This window comes from Fulvitalea axinellae, from assembly GCF_036492835.1.
Lineage (GTDB): Bacteria > Bacteroidota > Bacteroidia > Cytophagales > Cyclobacteriaceae > Fulvitalea > Fulvitalea axinellae.
This window is the reverse complement of sequence record NZ_AP025314.1, coordinates 4,829,646-4,846,814: the sequence shown is the minus strand read 5'-3', so window position 1 is coordinate 4,846,814 and position 17,169 is coordinate 4,829,646. Positions and strand designations below refer to the sequence as shown.

Below are 17,169 nucleotides of genomic sequence, written 5' to 3'. Positions count from 1 at the left end.
TGTGGAGGCGAGTCGCCGGAAGGCCGTTTGTAAAAGAGTGACGGCATCCGGCGACTGGTCTCCGGATGCCGTATTGGTTCCGGGTTTAGGCCAGGAAGTTGGAAATGCTGATAATTTCCGCGAATACGCCTGCGGCGGTCACTTCGGCTCCTGCTCCGGGGCCTTTGATCACTAGCGGACGCTCGTCGTAGCGGTTTGTGCGGAAAGAAATCATGTTGTCGCTGCCCGAAAGTCCGTAGAACGGATTCTCCGGCCCTACGGCCTGAAGGCTAAGCTTGGCTTTTCCGTCTTCCAAAGAGGCGATTATGCGAAGGACTTTTCCGTCGGCTTCGGCCTCTTGGCGCTGGGTTTCTATGTCTTTGTCAAATTTCTCCAACTCCGTGAAGAAAGCGTCGACCGAAGGAGCGTTAAGGCACTGCTCAGGCAAAAGCGGCACGATGTCCACGTCGCCGATTTCCATAACGTGTCCGGCTTCCCTGGACAAGATCAAGATCTTTCTGGCCACGTCCATGCCGTTCAGGTCGTCGCGCGGATCCGGCTCGGTAAAGCCTTTGGCCTTGGCGTCTTTTACCACTTGGCTAAACGGTACCGAACCGTCGTAAGTGTTGAAGATAAAGGAAAGTGTGCCCGAAAGTACGCCCTCGATGCTGATGATCTCGTCGCCGCTGTCGCGCAAGTCGTTGAGCGTGGTGAGGACAGGAAGTCCGGCGCCTACGTTGGTCTCGAACAAGTATTTGATACCGTGGCGGAAGGCCGTTTTCTGGAGCTGTTCGTAATAAACGTACGGTCCGGAGCTGGCCAATTTGTTTGGCGTGGTGATAGAGACCGAGGCGTCGAGGATAGAGTAGTAATGCTTGATAACCTCGGCGCTGGAAGTGTTGTCCACGAATATGCTGTTCGACAGGTTCAGGGTCTTCATTTTCTCTACGAAGAGGTCCAGGTCCGTGGCTTCGCCGGTGGCGTCCAGCGTATTTTTCCAATCCGAAAGGTCGATGCCGTTATCGTCGAAAAGCATTTTCGAGCTTCGGGCGATACCCACTACTTTCAGGCGCAGGTGCTGTTTTTCAAGCAAAGTGGCCGCTTGTCTTTGGATTTGCTCCAGCAAAGTTCCTCCGATAAGTCCCGTTCCTACCACAAAAAGGTTGATCGTTTTGTGGTTCGAAAGGAAGAAAGACTCGTGAACGGAGTTAAGCGCCTTGTGCAGGTCGCGTTTGGGAATCACCGCCGAAACGTTAAGCTCGGAAGCGCCCTGCGCGATGGCCGCCACGTTGATGCCGTTTTTGCCCAAAGAGCTGAACAGCTTTCCGGAAATACCCGGCGTGTGGCGCATGTTTTCGCCGATGATGGCCATTACCGAAAGATTTTCCTCAACGGTAACGGGGTCTATTTTTCTGGAGAGAATCTCGGTGTGGAACTCTTCCTCGATAGCCTGTTCCGCCGCAGGCCTGTCTTTAGGGTCGATGGCGAAGCAGATCGAGTGCTCGGAAGAAGCCTGGGTGATCAGGATAACGTTGACGCTGTAGCGTGCCAACGCGCTAAACAAGCGCGACGATACGCCCGAAACGCCGATCATGCCACTGCCCTGAAGATTGAGCAGGGAAACGTCTTTGATCGTGGAGATTCCCTTGATCGGATAGTTCTTTCCGTTCGTCCCCTGGCTGATTTTCGTGCCCGGAAACTCAGGATTGAACGTATTCTTGATGAAAATAGGAATGTTCTTGCTGTACACCGGCTGGATCGTCGGCGGGTAGATGACCTTCGCCCCGAAGTGCGAGATCTCCATAGCCTCCTCATAAGAAAGGCTCGGAAGTGAAAACGCCTCGGAAACTACGCGCGGGTCGGAAGTCATAACGCCGTCCACGTCCGTCCAGATCTCCACGCTCTCGGCGTTGAGCGCCGCCGCGAAGATGGCCGCCGTGTAGTCCGAACCGCCTCTGCCGAGCGTAGTGGTTGCACCGCGGTCAGTGGCTCCGATAAAGCCTGTGATGACCTGCAGGGCTTCACATTTCTTGAAATGCTGGGCGATATTGTAGTTGGTTTCCTCAAAATCAACCTTGGCTCCGCCGAATGTCTTGTCGGTAAGGATAAGGTTGCGGGCATCGAGGGCTTCGCTCTGTACGCCGCACTGGTTGAGAAACGACGAGATGAGCAAAGAGCCCAAACGCTCGCCAAAGCTAAGTATAAGGTCTTGGGTACGGGGTGATAGCTCTTTGATCAGCGACACGCCGTACAGGATATCTTCAAGCTCGTTGAGCAACAGTTTTATCTGGGCGATAATATTGCTCTGGGCTTCAATGTCGATGAGTACTTTTACCGTGTCGATGTGCTTTTGCTCAATCTCGGCAAAAACTTCTTTGTAGGTGGCGTCGCTTTCGCAAGCGCGCTCGGCCGCGTCGATAAGCATGTTCGTGATGCCTCCCATAGCAGAGTTCACGACGGCGATTTCCTCGCCCGCCGCTTTCTTGTCCATGATGATAGCCGCCACGCCGCGGATGCTCTCTACCGATCCGACGGATGTGCCTCCGAATTTCAGTACTTTCATAATCAATATGGATTAAAGCCCGACCGTAAACGGTTTCCCGCCTTCCGGCCAATAAAAAAACAGCTCAGAGAGCTGAATTTGTCTTTATGAAATTTTCAGTAAAAACATCAAAAGACTGATTAATTGACAAAGTTATCGTATATTTTTTAAATACGGTATCATTGTGTAGAATAAAATATTTCAAATTGAAGGGTTGGCCACATTTTCTCCTTCTTTTTTTCGGTTTGACCAACGCCAATATCCGCCGAAAGCGAAAAGGGAGAACAAGGCGAAATTCAGGGAGCAAAGCATCTTGCCTCCGTCGGCTAATGCGATGGCTCCCGCCCCACAGGCCAAAGCTCCGTACAACCAACCTCCGGTAACCCCTCTGGCAATCAGGAAAAGCGCCATAAGACCGTAAACGACGGGCAATTCGCCCAAGGATTCGGCCCTTAAAGGACCGTCTCCGGCCCGGCTTAACGACAGCAAAAGAAAAACGGCGATCGCCGAGGCGTTGATGACCAAGTGCGTGGCCGTAGACATCTTCCTGACTTTCTCGGCGATGCCGGGCTTGATTGTCCAAGCCACAAAACCGTAAACACTCATCATGATAAAAGCGGCGGGCCAAGTGGCCTTGAGCGTTTCCGGATCGGCGATCAAGGTCCAGTAAACCATACTGGCCGTGAATATGGCGCTCCAACTCCAGCGGTTGGCTTCTTGCGCCGAGATCAGAAACGATATTCCGAACAAGGTAAGCATGAGTTCCGGTAGTAATACGGTCATAACTTTCCCTCCGATGGTTTTCCGGTTCATACGTAATCGGCGGGTTTTTGTGCCGGATTATCGCTTTTCGGTTTTGGATTACCCTTTTGGATCCAAGTTTATTTTGAAAATAGATAAATGATTATAGAAAAAGCAACGTAAAGGCATAAAACAGCTTCGAAAAAAACGCAGTTGTTTTTTTCCTGCAACAAGTTTTCGAAAACCGGGCATATTTTGACCCTGATACGAATGGCGACGGTTTTCTTCGTGAGATTTCCCCAAAACTTTTCCAAGTCCTTTTTTTCCGGAAAACGCTTTTTGATCTATGTCAGAAAAGCGGAAAAAGTATCGGCATACCTTTGTTTCAAGATGTCGGGGCGATTCTGGCGATACACTGCCGGAAAGACTTTCCGCCGACCGAAGATGACGGATGCCCGTTCCCGCGGGTTGAGCCCCCGTCGCTTCGCTGTCTCGGAAACCCTCCGGTCCGGTCTTAAATGTGGCGTTTGGCCGCACCGGTTCCGGTATAGTCTTTTGGTTTGATCTGGATTTTTTGAAAGTCCAGGATCGTCCCGGTCTTAGTAATTTATAGAAAACACAAACATTTATAATTATGAAAACTAGAAACCTGTTATCCCTTCTCTTGCTGTTTTTCGGTTTTACCGCTTGCCAAGACAACGGAGCCGATGACGCCGTAAAGGACCTTGAAAAAGGTATTCCGAAAAAAGTGATGATGGATCTGCCAAGGACTGTTAGCCATACAGCGAAGATGGAAGAGTTGTCCCGTCGCACTTTCAGAGGAGCTTCGGTAAGTAATCCTTTCGAAAAAGTTAACGGCAGGATCATGTCGCAACACTTGAGGGAGATTATCGGCGAAGGAGACAGAGCCGGGAACATCACCAAAGAGTTGCTAGCCATGATGAGTAATTATAAAAAGAACGGCAAAGACAGCTTTGAATATAAAGGCAAATATGACAACAGAACCAAGCGTGGCGTGCTCAAGAAGAAGGTAAGCTTCGAAGGCAAAACTTGGGATTATGAATTGACCGTAACCGACGGCGGAACGGATAAACTGGCCGTGCGCATGCTGTGGAACGGTAACCCGACAAAGAAAGCGTTGGTGTTGATCAAGCCGTTTAATTTGGACCAGAAAGCGTATAAGTCAGTTCCCAAGGCTTTGTACAGAATTGATTACGACACGAAGAAAACCGCGGTGGCAGACGAGACCATGACCGTTTCTTTGACTGGGTGGATCGCTTCTTACAGACTTTCTACAGATAAGCTCAAGTTCACCGTAACCCGCAAAGGCGACATCTTTGAGTTCTTCGGTAACTCAAACAGCCCGAATATGTGGATTGTGAAACAGGCGAACAAAGGGAAGAATTACGCCTTCGCTATCCGTTGCAACGCTAAGACGAAAATCGCCGTGGCCAAGCTTGGTCTCGCTCCGCAAAACTTGGACGAGAACAAGGATCTCCTGAGCGCTTACTCTCTCTACAATGTATACAAGAAAGAGCTTGATGCGAAGAAATATCCTCAGGTGGAAAAATACTTGGCCGGAATGAAGGGCGCTTCGTACTACAAAGGCTATACGTTCCACTCTTCGGGCGATAAACGTCCGGAAGGATTCTCAGCCCAGTTCGTTGACATTTCCAAACTTACTCCTTTCAAGCCTAAAACTATCTCGGACTTGAAAATAGAGATGGCAGGATCATAAGACTCATAATTGATGACCAAACATAGTATTTGACGTTATGCTTGTTAGTCAGTTGAAGAGGGAGAGTAAAGGGGCGTAGGTTAATTTAAAACATTCGAAAAAAGCATTATTAAAAAAGCTTCCAGACGGTTTTAGTGGAGACAAAACCCCAATCAAGGCTCCATGTGATTTAACGGAGTTTGGAGAAAGGGTTAGTGAAACAGCCAGGAAGCCAATATTTATTCGATACCGAAATTCATACACAAATTTATCTACGCAAACCGGAGGTCGTTTCGAAAGAGACGGCCTCTTCCTTTTTTAGTAAAGGGTAATGGGTAAAGCGTTCTGTGTGTTTTTTCATTCGATAAACATGTAGGGCTTACTTTGTACAGTCACGAGAGTTTTCATGAGAAAACCATTGCGAATGCAGTAAAAGCTGCCCGAAAAAAGAAAGGCCCCCTTGAGAGGAGGGCCTGAACCTATAAAGCCTATTTGACAACGTTTGGTGCGCTATCATATACAAGTACGTTTTAGAAGGCCAATCCCCCTACGCCGATAGTGATTTTTTTGCCTTTTAGCAGATTAAAAAGGATAATTGAATAAAAGTACAAATAAAAAATATGATTTTTTGAATTAAAAATTTGTCATTTTTTTTATAAAAATTACTAACTTGAAAGTGTTCGTATTTTCTGAGAAAGATTTTGCGCAGAGAAAAAAGCATGTTGGATTTTGTGTTGTGAGGTGTGTTTGGCCAAATGGAGCGTGGAGGTTGGCGCTGATAGCTTTCGGGGGTTGGCTTTTTCCCGAGGCGTTATTTGAAATATTTCAGACACTGTGATTTTTCTAAACCATAACACTTTAAGAAATGAAAAATATACTCCTGCTTACCGGTGATTACGCCGAGGACTATGAGACCATGGTTCCGTTTCAGATGTTACAGATGATTGGTTGCGAGGTGCACGCCGTATGTCCGGACAAATCAGCGGGCGACAAAGTGATTACGGCGATTCATGATTTTGAAGGGGAGCAGACATATTCTGAAAAAAAAGGCCATTACTTTACTCTGAACGCCACGTTCGATAAAATAAATCCTGAACTCTACGACGGTTTGGTAATAGTGGGCGGACGAGCGCCGGAATATTTGAGGCTTAACCCGACTGTGCTGGAGCATGTAAAACATTTTTTCAAGGAGAATAAGCCAGTTGCGGCGATTTGTCACGGTATACAGATACTGACAGCAGCCAAGGTACTTTCCGGTCGAAGACTGACGGCTTATCCGGCCGTGGCGCCCGAAATTACTTTGGCCGACGGCGAATATGTGGAAGTGCCGGTGCATACGGCTGTAACGGACGGTAATTTGGTTACGGCTCCGGCTTGGCCCGCCCACCCCGAGTGGATCCGCGCTTTCCTTGATATTTTGGGTTTGAGGGTTACGGAGAAAAAACAGACTATGTCAAACTAGACACTTTTATTCGATAGTAAATTATAGAAGGCCGTTCGGAGTAGGTACCGTGCGGCCTTTCTTTTGCGCCTGACAAAGCGCTGATTTTTCCCGAACAGAATATCCTCAGAAAAGCGTTGGCAAGCATCTATTAAAAATTCCTTCCAAATTCAAGATATACTTTTCGAAAAGCCAAGGATTTTCGGAATCGAATTGCTTATATTTATGGTATTGGCCAACAAGATTGGTAAAGTGAGAAATTGACAGTAAGTATGAGAGTCTTAGTACATCCGAATCCTTGGGTTCAGACGGGCCTTTACGGCCTGTTCGGGATCGTTTTTGCGCAACCTACGCTACTTTTGCCTAATTTATTTGGCATAGCGCTTCCCTATTTGCAGGAGTCGTACCTGGTTGTGCTATTTGCCTTGCTGACTTTGTCGAATACGCTTGAGCGCCGTGGCGCATATCCTGGAGCCGAGACTTTGGCAGGTGCCGTTTGGCTAAACGCCAGACTTATGGGAGCCGTGGCCTTGGTTCTTGGCGTGGAGTATTGGGCGCTTACGGAACCTTTCGAATGGTTGGGCGCTTTGGCCTCGCCGTTTATTTCGGTGATTGCGGGCGCAGTGTTGGGCTCCGTTTTGGCGATTCCCGCCTTTTTCCTCTCGAAAAAGATTGGTAACGACCTTGCGGACTAAGCCGAGGTTAAAACCAAGTCTACCGTGTAACGAGTTAATGCGTCAAACAACCGAAAGAAAAAGCATCAAGAGGCAAGAGCGGAATTATCCAGAAATTCACCAAACGGTCTCTTTACGCTTTACTCATTACTCTGTACTATAAGAAGTAAACGAATATTCATTCCATCCGGAAAAACAATGATCCATCCCGAAAAGGACTTCGACAAGCTTGATCCCAAGCGGTTTATCATCATAAAAGGTGCTCGGGTAAACAACCTGAAAAACCTGAGCGTAGCCATTCCCCGCAACAAGCTGGTGGTGGTGACGGGCCTGAGCGGATCGGGCAAATCGTCTTTGGCTTTCGATACCCTTTTCGCCGAAGGACAGCGTATGTACGTGGAGAGCCTCAGTTCGTACGCCAGGCAGTTCCTTGGCCGGATGGAAAAGCCGGAAGTTGACTATATCAGGGGCGTGGCGCCGGCTATCGCCATAGAGCAGAAGGTGAACACCCGCAATCCGCGCTCTACGGTGGGCACTTCTACGGAGATTTACGATTACCTCCGGTTGCTTTTCGCCCGGGTGGGCAAGACTTTCTCGCCGGTAAGCGGAAACGAAGTCACCAAGCATTCCGTAACCGACGTGGTGGAGTTTGTGGCTTCGCATGAGGAGGGAACCCGCATGACGGTGTTGGCTCCGTTTATTATCCACGAAGGCCGGACGCTGGAACAGGAACTGAATATTCTGATGAGCAAAGGCTACACCCGCCTGTCGTTGGACGGCGAGCCCGTTTTTATCGAGGACTTGCTCGCCGATTTGGGGCAAATGAAAGACCCGGAACGTTACCGTGTGTTGATCGATCGCCTCAGCGTGACACACGACAGCGACGATTTCGCTTTCCGTACGGCGGATTCCGTGCAGACGGCTTTCTTTGAGGGAGCGGGAATCTGCGAAGTGGAGGTTTTAGGTGGCGAGCGCCGTGAATTTTCGGACAAATTCGAACTTGACGGCCTCAAGTTTGAGGAGCCGAGCGTAAACCTTTTCACCTTTAACAACCCATACGGAGCCTGTAAAACTTGCGAAGGCTTTGGTAGCGTAATAGGAATCGATGCGGATTTGGTGATTCCCAACAAATCGAAATCCGTGTACGATGGAGCCATTGCGCCATGGCAGGGCGCCACGATGGGAAAATGGGGCAAAGCCCTGATCAACAACTCTTCCGAGTTTGGCTTTCCGGTGCACCGCCCGTACTGTGATCTGACGGAAGATCAAAAAGAATTAATCTGGACTGGGAACAAATACTTTAAGGGTTTAAACGCTTTCTTTAAGCATCTCGAATCCAAAAAGCATAAAATACAGTATCGCGTCATGCTTTCCCGCTACCGCGGAAGGACAAGCTGTCCGGACTGTCACGGTACGCGCTTGCGCAAAGACGCCGGATTTGTCAAGATCAACGGCAAGTCGATTATCGATTTGGTACTGATGCCGGTTTCTACGGTCGGTGCTTTTTTCCGTGATCTGAAATTGAGCGATCACGATTACAAAATCGCCAAACGATTGCTTAAAGAGGTGGTCAACCGTCTGGAATATCTGGAACGGGTAGGTCTCGGTTATTTGACTTTGAACCGGCTTACCTCTACCCTTTCGGGCGGAGAATACCAGCGGATCAAGCTGGCTACTTCGCTGGGCAGTGCCTTGGTTGGCTCGATGTACATTCTCGACGAACCCAGTATCGGATTGCACCCGAGAGATACGGAACGCTTGGTGGGCGTACTGAAAACCCTCCGGGATTTGGGCAATACCGTAATAGTGGTGGAACACGAGGAGGAAGTGATGCTCTCGGCCGACCAAATCATAGACATTGGCCCGGATGCCGGTGCCCACGGTGGTGAGCTGATGTTCCAAGGAACTTTGGACGAGCTCCGCAAAGCGGACAACACGTACACCGCCCGCTACCTTAACGGCACTGACAGCATCAGTATTCCGGAAAAACGGAGGCCGTGGAAATACGCTCTGGAAGTGCGGGGAGCAAGAGAAAACAATCTCAAGAATATAGACGTAAAATTCCCGCTCAACACCCTGACGGTGGTGACGGGAGTCAGCGGTTCCGGAAAATCGACTTTGGTCAAAAAGCTCCTTTACCCCGGAATCGGGAAAATATTGGAACAGGTTTCGGCCGAAACGGGCAAAATGGAAGGCGTATTCGGCGATGTGGACAAGGTGACGCACGTGGAGTTTGTGGACCAAAACCCGATCGGGAAATCTTCGCGCTCCAATCCGGTGACTTACGTAAAGGCCTACGATTCGATAAGAGCGCTGTTCGCCGCCCAGACTATGGCCAAACAGCGCGGCTACAAGCCCGCCCATTTCTCGTTTAACGTGGAGGGCGGACGTTGCGAAGTTTGCGAAGGCGAAGGAACCGTAACGGTGGAAATGCAGTTTATGGCCGACCTTCACCTGACTTGCGAAAGCTGTAAGGGCAAGCGCTTCAAGCAGGAGGTTCTGGATGTCAAATACAAAGGCAAGGATATTTCCGAAGTGTTGGAGTTGACTGTGGAGGAAGCTATCGAGTTTTTCTCGGAAAGCAAGGCCGTACGCAATAAGCTTAAACCTCTGATGGACGTTGGGCTCGGGTATATTTGCCTCGGCCAATCGGCGAATTCGCTGTCAGGCGGAGAAGCGCAACGCGTAAAGCTGGCTTTCTTCTTGGGCAAAGGCCAAAACGCCCGCAACAAGGACCACGTGCTCTTTATCTTCGACGAACCGACTACGGGACTTCATTTCCACGATATCCGGAAATTGCTCGATTCAATCAACGCTTTGGTAAACCACGGAAGTAGCGCCGTGATAATCGAACATAATCCGGAAGTGGTAAAATCGGCCGACTGGATTATCGACCTTGGTCCGGAAGGCGGAGACGAGGGCGGTTATCTCAATTTTGAGGGAACGCCCGAGGAAATGGTCAAACTTGAGGACAATTACACTGCCCGTTTTCTGAAAGGAAAGGTGTAATGGGCTTTTGAATATACTTCGGACACGCTTATTCAGTGTGTCCGAATTTTTATATTTAGACTTCTATTCTAAAGACTCGATTTTTTATGATAAAAAAGGAAAGAGGGTGGCTAAACCTTATGGTTTTTATATTCGGTTTACTGGTGTTGTTGCTTCGTGTTTTCATGATTTATTCGGTACACAAGGCTATGGTTAGATTTTACGGAGACGGGTTTACTGGAGGAATTTCCCCTATGGCGGTCTCTTACGGTACAGGACCGTTCCTGATAATTTTCCTTACGGGGATGATTCTGGGAGGGATTGGGTGCTGGAAGTATAAGAAAAACAGGGCTTTGGCTATCGTTGGGATGGCCTGTATGTTTTTGGCTGTGCCTTTGCCGATACTGGTTATGGTACTGATCTCCAATGTCTAGGGCTTTTGCAAAAATCGAATTCGCTTCCCAAATATGCACTTCTGGTAAAATAGTTTTTACGCTTCCATAAAACGGAAGAATTATTCGCAGTCCACTGTAAATCAATGTCTTTTGACGGTCTTCGCAGAGTTTCTTTTTACTTTGTACTACTTATTTCATTAGGGTAAAGCTATTGGCACAATGATGGCGCTTTGCAGGGAAAGTTTCTCGCATTGGAAAGAACTCGTCTCCCATATAGCCTGTTTGCCGTTTGCTTATCCGCATTGTTGCTCGCCTCTGCGGGTGTCTCTTTTGCTCAATCAGAGGAAGAGAGAATAAACGATGTGGATACCGCTCGTTCCATCTATCTGGTTTTTTCGAACGATCTCTTTAACAAAACGGACCAATACTATACGAACGGGCTGAAAATCGGGAGCAGGTCGCCAAGCTTCGGAAAGGGGTTTCTCAAAGAGATACATCCAGGCTTCGAAGGTGCCGCCAGTTACGATTTGGGCCTTATACAGGATATTTTTACGCCTTCCAGCACTACAGATACGATTCAGCATCCGTCAGACCGTCCATACGCCGCCTTCTTGGCCCTTTCGCATAAGCGGACTACGCGTAACAAGGAGAAACGTACGGTTTGGGCTACGGAATGGTACGTTGGGGTAATGGGCGAATGGGCTCTGGGTGAGGTTGTACAGACGGGAATACACGAGCTTCTGCCTACCACTTCCACGCCTTTGGGCTGGGACAAACAGATACCGAATGATATAGTGGTGAACGCTTTTCTGTCCTACGCATGGAATTTCGTGAAACACCCGAACGCCGAATTGTGGCTCCGTGGCCAAGGCGCCATGGGGAGCCTTTTCGATTATGTGGAGGCTGGCGTGTTTGCCCGGATAGGCTGGTACGATTCGTTTCTTGACGGTGACGACGATATGCCGGGAAAATGGAGGCTGTTTGCTTTTATCCGGATTTTCGGGCGTTTTGTGATTTATGACGCTACGCTTCAGGGCGGAATTATACTAAATGAAAAACCCCAAAGAGGTATCGCTAATTATGATCTTAGCCACTTTTTGGCGGAAGACGATTTCGGTATCGAAGTCCATTATGCCAGATTGGGGTTGCGGTATTCGTACTTTTTTAGAAGCGCCACCTTTAAACAGGGAAACCTGCACCGTTGGAACGCATTTACCTTATCTTGGGACCTCTAGGTTAGCTTTTCTGTACGCCGAGGGTTTGCATTGATAGCGTTCTTGAAAGCATTTTGAAAAATAAGACCTGGAACTGAAGCCCGTTCTGTCCATAATATCCCCTACTTGGGCATCGGTATGGAGAAGCATTTCGGCCGCTTTCTCCAACCTTACCGACCGCAAATAAGCGCTGGAAGCCATCCCCGTCTGTTCTTTAATGATATTGAACATCTTGCTTTTGCTCATCCCGACACCTCGGGCCAATGACGCCACTTTCAGATCCGGATTATCAAGTTCCTTTTCGATATGCTCCCTAATCAGGGCCAAGGCCTGTCGCTGGATTCTTTCCTTTGGATCCTCGTTTTCCTGATTGATTTCGCTTTGTGTATTTTCCGCTTGGTTTTTCTTTTTTGAAAAAATAAAAACAACAATCCCCAATAGCAGAAGCGAGAGCAAGATTATGGGTAGCGCTTTCCATTTGGTTTTCGTATGTAATTCGGGTATGCCCTCCATGTGAACCTTCCGGATTTCGGATTCCGACAAAATACGGTTCCAGATAGCCACGTCAGAGATATGTCCTTGGAAGTATTCTTTCCAAAGGTTTTTACCGAAAGTGATTTTCGCTTCGCCCGGAATCACGGTCATGCCTTTCAAGTCATGTGTACCGACGTGTTTTCCGTCAATATAAAACTCCGCCTTTTTGTTCGATTCAAAACTGATGGCGATGTGTTGCCACTCGTTTGTGCGAAACTGCGCCTCCTTAACCGAGAGATCTTTGGTTTTGGGTAAAGTCAAATAGATATTCCGGCTGTTTTGTTTTAGGGAGAAAATATTCTCCAAGCCGATCAAACCACCGTAACTGCCCGTAACTAGCGGTTTGAACCAAGCGCTGACGGTAAATTGATGATCGATATGCAAAAGCGGACCTTGCGCGAAAGCGCTTTTGCCGTCAAACAAGGCGGATTCATCTTTGACGCTGTCGGAAGTCCAGGAAACGTTTTGGAAATCGAGTTTGCTCTCGGCGAAGAGGCGTTTTAGAAAAGACGGACGGCTTAAGGACGAAGAGAAAATAAGCCCTTCGGAAAGGTCCAAAGCGGGTGATTGTCGGCGGAAAAGTTCTTTGACAGATTGGTGATCCAGAGCTTCGTCAAAGTAATTCACTGTTCGTATAGCTCCCGTAAAGTATTGGTCATAGCAATTGCTCCCAACCAGCAGTTTTTCTGGGTTTGCCTTTAGCTCTTTATGCTTGAAAAGATAGCGGAGGTCAAGTTCGCCGTCTTTGTAAAGCGAAAAAGTCCGCCCTTTTTTGGTAAGGGCCACATGTTGCCAAGCGCCTTGGGCCACAAAGGCGCTGTCGGCGAAAAGGTCGCCTTTCAGAAACAGGTTCAGGTGGAGCCCCCTTTTCGGATTTATCTGCAGATAATAAGCGGAGTCGAATCCGATAATGGGAGAGAATTTGCCGTCCAGCTCCTCGGGTTTTATCCAGAGCGAAAGGCTGAAATCGTCATTGTTGCCGGCCTCGAACGAGCCTAGGCGAAGCCGTTCGTTTCCGTTGAAAACCAGAGTCGTATCGTTGGCGTAGACGGGTTTTACCCGTTGCCCTTTGGCCGAAAAGCCAAGAGAGAGCAGGATTGCCATCAGAGCGAAAACGATATTTTTGACTGAAATTCTCATCGAAACGTGATTCTAAGATACCCATAATCAATGAGTTGTGCATATGAGAACATCGAAAAAATGATATGTGAACCGCTTTCCGGAGCAAGGACCGCACCTTTGGGTAAGGCTAAGGGCTTCAGGCTCTGGTGAAATTAGGTGTTCATTAAGTTTTTTGAGATGAGAAAGTTTTTGATGGCCATAGGGGCGCTCCTCCTCCCCTTGTGTATGATGTCATGCGGAGGGAACGCGAGCTATAAGCTGGAGAACGATTTTTTGAGTCGTACCATTACCGTAAAGGACGGTGTGTTGGCCACTACGGGTTTGGTGAACAAGCTGAACGGAAACGCGAAGCTGGAGCCCAGCGCGAGCGACGAGTTCGCGTTGAGACTGTCGCAGGGAACGGACAAAACGGGAACGGACTTTATTCTTACGGCCAAGGATTTCGCTTTTGTATCGGCTGACCAGTCTGACAACAAGCTGGCCGTGAAGTTGGAAAATAAGGAACACGGCCTGAAAGTCACCGTACGTTACGAGCTTGACGAAGGGGATAAGGTAATGAGAAAGCATCTGGATATCGAGGCGAGCAAGCCCGTCACGCTTGAGCGGATCGATGTGGAATCTATCGCTTTGGAAGACGCTTTCCAGCCTTATAAGCGTAACGAGATGACCTCGAAAAGCAAGGACGGTTTGGGCTGGCGCCCGAATTTGGGCCAACCGCTCTACACTTTGGAGTCGGCTACGTTTTGGGGCGTGGAATTCCCGGCGGCCACCAATACCGTCAACGAGCAGAAAATGTCTTTGGGCTATCTGTGGGGACGCGAGCTTGAGCCCGGCAAAACGTACAGCACTTACAAAGCCATTGTGGGCGTAGCCGACGACCGTGATTTTATCGACGATTGCTTTTACGAATATATCGACGGTATCCGTATCCGTCCGTTGCGCTTGCAGGTGCAGTACAACTCTTGGTTCGACTTCGGCGGTGGCGTGAGCAAGGACAACTTCAAGAAGAGCGCCGACAAAGTACACCACGAATTGGTGACGAAGCGTAACTGCAAGCCGTTGAGCGCTTATGTGATTGACGACGGCTGGCAAGGTTCGCGAAGCAGAAAGCCGGATTGGAAGAAAAACAAGATCACTAAAGTATGGTCGATCAACGAGAAATTCTCACCCGACTTTAAAGACTCGCATAAGCTGATGGATTCGCTGAACTCACAGCTCGGCTTGTGGTTGAGTCCGGGTTGTTTCTTCGGTGCCAGACCAATGGTTAAAAAACTTGGCGAACAAGGCTTCGAATCATTGAACTTGTCGATGTCTTTGGCTGGGCCAAAATATATGAAAATGCTCGAAGAGCGTATCTTGGAATTGACTAAACAAGGCGTAAGCTACTTCAAGTTCGACGGTACTTTCGGACATCTTTATATCCGAGATTTTGAGTTGAATGGACGCGGAGCGCCAGCCATGCCGCAATTGGGCATTTCGGATTGGAAAGCCAACGACCCTAGACTGAACGATTCGAAATATGACGAGCTGAAAACCTACTACATGGTGGCCGGAACGGAGCGTTTGATCGAAATCCTCCAAAAGCAGCACGAGATCAATCCGCGCGTGTTCAACGCCATCACAAACGGCGCCTACCTCAGCCCATGGTGGATGATGCACACTGACGTAGTCTGGATGATCAACGCAGGCGACGCCGCCGGCGGAAGCGACCGTACGGGCGAATTGGTTTACCGTGACGGCGTTTATTATGATATCTGGGAAAGGGAGAACGCTAAGTTCCCGATGAGTGCCCTGTTCAACCACGAGCCTAAAAAGACAAAAACCGGAGAAAGCGCCGACACTTTCCGTCGCTATCTGTACATGAACCTTTCGCGCGGAACCGGCTTTGTGGAGCTTTATCTTAAGACACAAAACCTCAGCGATCAGGACTGGACAGTATTGGCCGAAGGCCTGCATTGGTCATACGATGTTTTCCCGGCGTTTAAATATGTGAAAATGCACGGCGGAAATCCTAAAGGCAAAGACGTTTACGGATACACTGGATGGAATGCGGAACAAGGCTTCGTAAGCTTGCACAACCCTTCGGACAAAGTGAAGAAATACACCTTTACGCTGAACCGCAAGAACGGTGTAAGGCAGGGAAACAAGGCGTATATGCTTTCGTCGCCGATTTCGGGCGATACCCGCGACCTGAAAGAAGCCTACAAATTGGGCGAGTCGTTTACGTTGGAGCTTCAGCCAAAAGAAATCAGAATCTTGAATTTCAGTCATAAGAAAAAAGACTGGAGCAAAATAAAGAGTATGTCAGAGCCGGTATAATCGGCGGACAATACTGCTAAACGTAGTCTCTCTTAATTCAGACGGCGTGCTTTCGGGTGCGCCGTCTTTCTTTTTGGAACTTACATTTGGCCCGGGAACCAAAGTGACTCTGCGTAGGTTTTGGAAGGATTGTGTTTTCATTTAGCCACAACCGGAAACTGGCGGGAAAATCCCCGTACAATTCCTCTTCGAAAAGCGGAAAGGGCGTGGTGCAACGCGCCGTAGGCTTTGAGGTGGAAGTGAAAAACTGGCGGACTTGGAAACCTTCGCTCCCCCATTTTTACGGGGAGTGCCTGCTTCGTCACAATGATTTTTACCGAGATCCGCACAGCGCCAAGGATTTACTCTTGGAAGCCGACGATTTTAACCTGACAGCCGACAGACCGACGACTGAATCGGTGCCCGAATTTGTAACCGAACCTTTTCCCGAAACGCCCGATGGGCATAAACGTCTGAAAAAGGCTTTCGCCAAAATTCAGGAACTGGTAAGGCTATTACATTCCCAAGCCCAAGCGAACCCGCAAATGCTAGTGCCGGGCATCAAAATCGAGAACTTCGGCGATTTGCGTAGCCCGAGCACTATCTTCGACGCTGTGAAGACGCCTGATTTTCACCCCCAAGCAAATGCCGGCGTGCGTCTGGAAAATATTCCGGAGCTTCTTCGGCGTTCGGGAACACGTCCCGCCGTTGGTCCTTCGGCCAAACGGCTGACCAGAATACAAAGCGTCAATACGATACCCGCTAGGGCGGAAATGGACTCGATGAAATCGGCGCCGGCCAGGGCTAATATGGCTTTGGAAAAGTTTGGGGAAGATTATCCGGGTTTGCCCGAGAATTGGATTCCGAGTAGCGCCCTGAGAGGGCTTGTGGCCTATATTATCAATTACTTGGAATGTCCGGTTATCAATTATCTGTCCTACCCCAAGAGTTATTTTCCGGTGATGGCCCGGACCGATTTCGCCGGAATGTACGCGCTTTTGTCCGCCTCGGAGCGTTCTTTTTTTTCCGCTTCATCGGGCCTGCATTTTCTGGAAATATTTAAAAGGGTCGAGTTCGGGGTGGATTCGGGAGGGCCTTTAGATTTTTCGCTCCCTGTTTTTGCAAAAGGAATACGGCGGGGCCAGCAAAAAGCCAAAGTCCGGGATTTGGACTGCCTTGACAGGGCCACTTGGATACGAGAAATCACGCAAGGAGTGGATTTGCTGACCAGAAGACACTATCCGGGCCCGGAAGAGCAAAAAGAGCAACTCGATACTATAGGGAGTTGGGATAACTCCATGGACCAAATCGGTTTTGATAAATCTCCCGCCCCGATTTTGGAGTTGCGGCGGCTTCAGTTTTCCGAAGATATTGAGGAATTGCCAAGAATCGCCGAAGATGTTTTTCTGATGATTTGGCAGTTAAACAGACGAAATAATCTGGATCTGTAAATTTCGATTTTTGAATAAGTTCAAAGCGAAACGATAGAAGCGAAGGGGGCTTTTTCCATTTTTCGCAAAATCA

11 protein-coding genes are annotated in these 17,169 nt (G+C 48.8%); 8 read left to right on the top strand and 3 right to left on the bottom strand.

Annotated features, from left to right (window positions below):
* Positions 1-85: 85 nt before the first annotated feature.
* Entirely contained in the window at positions 86-2,542 is a 2,457-nt protein-coding gene (gene thrA / locus AABK39_RS18930; protein WP_338392875.1) for a bifunctional aspartate kinase/homoserine dehydrogenase I, read from the bottom strand.
* A gap of 180 nt (positions 2,543-2,722) precedes the next feature.
* Entirely contained in the window at positions 2,723-3,334 is a 612-nt protein-coding gene (locus tag AABK39_RS18925) for a nicotinamide mononucleotide transporter (protein ID WP_338392874.1), read from the bottom strand.
* 562 nt (positions 3,335-3,896) lie between these two features.
* Here AABK39_RS18925 and AABK39_RS18920 point away from each other — a divergent pair.
* The 6 genes from AABK39_RS18920 (at position 3,897) to AABK39_RS18895 (ending at position 11,712) form a co-directional block, all read left to right on the top strand.
* Positions 3,897-5,000 (top strand): hypothetical protein, encoded by a 1,104-nt coding sequence (locus AABK39_RS18920; RefSeq protein ID WP_338392873.1) that lies wholly within the window; start codon positions 3,897-3,899, stop codon positions 4,998-5,000.
* 844 nt (positions 5,001-5,844) lie between these two features.
* A complete protein-coding gene (locus AABK39_RS18915) occupies positions 5,845-6,441 on the top strand; it encodes a DJ-1/PfpI family protein (protein ID WP_338392872.1) in 597 nt (198 codons plus the stop codon).
* A 251-nt stretch (positions 6,442-6,692) separates the two neighbouring features.
* On the top strand, positions 6,693-7,115 hold the full coding sequence (locus tag AABK39_RS18910) for a hypothetical protein (protein ID WP_338392871.1): 423 nt from the start codon (positions 6,693-6,695) through the stop codon (positions 7,113-7,115).
* A gap of 177 nt (positions 7,116-7,292) precedes the next feature.
* Positions 7,293-10,103, top strand: a complete 2,811-nt coding sequence (gene uvrA / locus AABK39_RS18905) for an excinuclease ABC subunit UvrA (protein ID WP_338392870.1) — start codon at positions 7,293-7,295, stop codon at positions 10,101-10,103.
* Between the two features lie 86 nt (positions 10,104-10,189).
* On the top strand, positions 10,190-10,516 hold the full coding sequence (locus tag AABK39_RS18900; RefSeq protein ID WP_338392869.1) for a hypothetical protein: 327 nt from the start codon (positions 10,190-10,192) through the stop codon (positions 10,514-10,516).
* A 212-nt stretch (positions 10,517-10,728) separates the two neighbouring features.
* On the top strand, positions 10,729-11,712 hold the full coding sequence (locus tag AABK39_RS18895; protein ID WP_338392868.1) for a lipid A deacylase LpxR family protein: 984 nt from the start codon (positions 10,729-10,731) through the stop codon (positions 11,710-11,712).
* On the opposite strand, the gene AABK39_RS18890 is transcribed toward AABK39_RS18895, so the two are convergent.
* Positions 11,695-13,365, bottom strand: coding sequence for a LamG-like jellyroll fold domain-containing protein (locus AABK39_RS18890; protein ID WP_338392867.1), 1,671 nt, complete (start codon positions 13,363-13,365; stop codon positions 11,695-11,697). The two genes, AABK39_RS18895 and AABK39_RS18890, sit on opposite strands and share 18 nt — an antisense overlap.
* Positions 13,366-13,524: 159 nt before the next feature.
* On the opposite strand from AABK39_RS18890, the gene AABK39_RS18885 reads away from it, so the two are divergent.
* Positions 13,525-15,666 (top strand): alpha-amylase family protein, encoded by a 2,142-nt coding sequence (locus AABK39_RS18885; RefSeq protein ID WP_338392866.1) that lies wholly within the window; start codon positions 13,525-13,527, stop codon positions 15,664-15,666.
* Between the two features lie 131 nt (positions 15,667-15,797).
* On the top strand, positions 15,798-17,096 hold the full coding sequence (locus AABK39_RS18880; RefSeq protein WP_338392865.1) for a hypothetical protein: 1,299 nt from the start codon (positions 15,798-15,800) through the stop codon (positions 17,094-17,096).
* The last annotated feature ends 73 nt before the right edge of the window (positions 17,097-17,169 follow it).

Excerpts from the sequence above, each read along its gene's own strand:
- thrA (WP_338392875.1), bottom strand. The coding sequence starts at position 2,542 with ATGAAAGTACTGAAATTCGGAGGCACATCCGTCGGATCGGTAGAGAGC.
- AABK39_RS18925 (WP_338392874.1), bottom strand. The coding sequence starts at position 3,334 with ATGAACCGGAAAACCATCGGAGGGAAAGTTATGACCGTATTACTACCG.
- AABK39_RS18920 (WP_338392873.1), top strand. The coding sequence starts at position 3,897 with ATGAAAACTAGAAACCTGTTATCCCTTCTCTTGCTGTTTTTCGGTTTT.
- AABK39_RS18915 (WP_338392872.1), top strand. The coding sequence starts at position 5,845 with ATGAAAAATATACTCCTGCTTACCGGTGATTACGCCGAGGACTATGAG.
- AABK39_RS18910 (WP_338392871.1), top strand. The coding sequence starts at position 6,693 with ATGAGAGTCTTAGTACATCCGAATCCTTGGGTTCAGACGGGCCTTTAC.
- uvrA (WP_338392870.1), top strand. The coding sequence starts at position 7,293 with ATGATCCATCCCGAAAAGGACTTCGACAAGCTTGATCCCAAGCGGTTT.
- AABK39_RS18900 (WP_338392869.1), top strand. The coding sequence starts at position 10,190 with ATGATAAAAAAGGAAAGAGGGTGGCTAAACCTTATGGTTTTTATATTC.
- AABK39_RS18890 (WP_338392867.1), bottom strand. The coding sequence starts at position 13,365 with ATGAGAATTTCAGTCAAAAATATCGTTTTCGCTCTGATGGCAATCCTG.
- AABK39_RS18885 (WP_338392866.1), top strand. The coding sequence starts at position 13,525 with ATGAGAAAGTTTTTGATGGCCATAGGGGCGCTCCTCCTCCCCTTGTGT.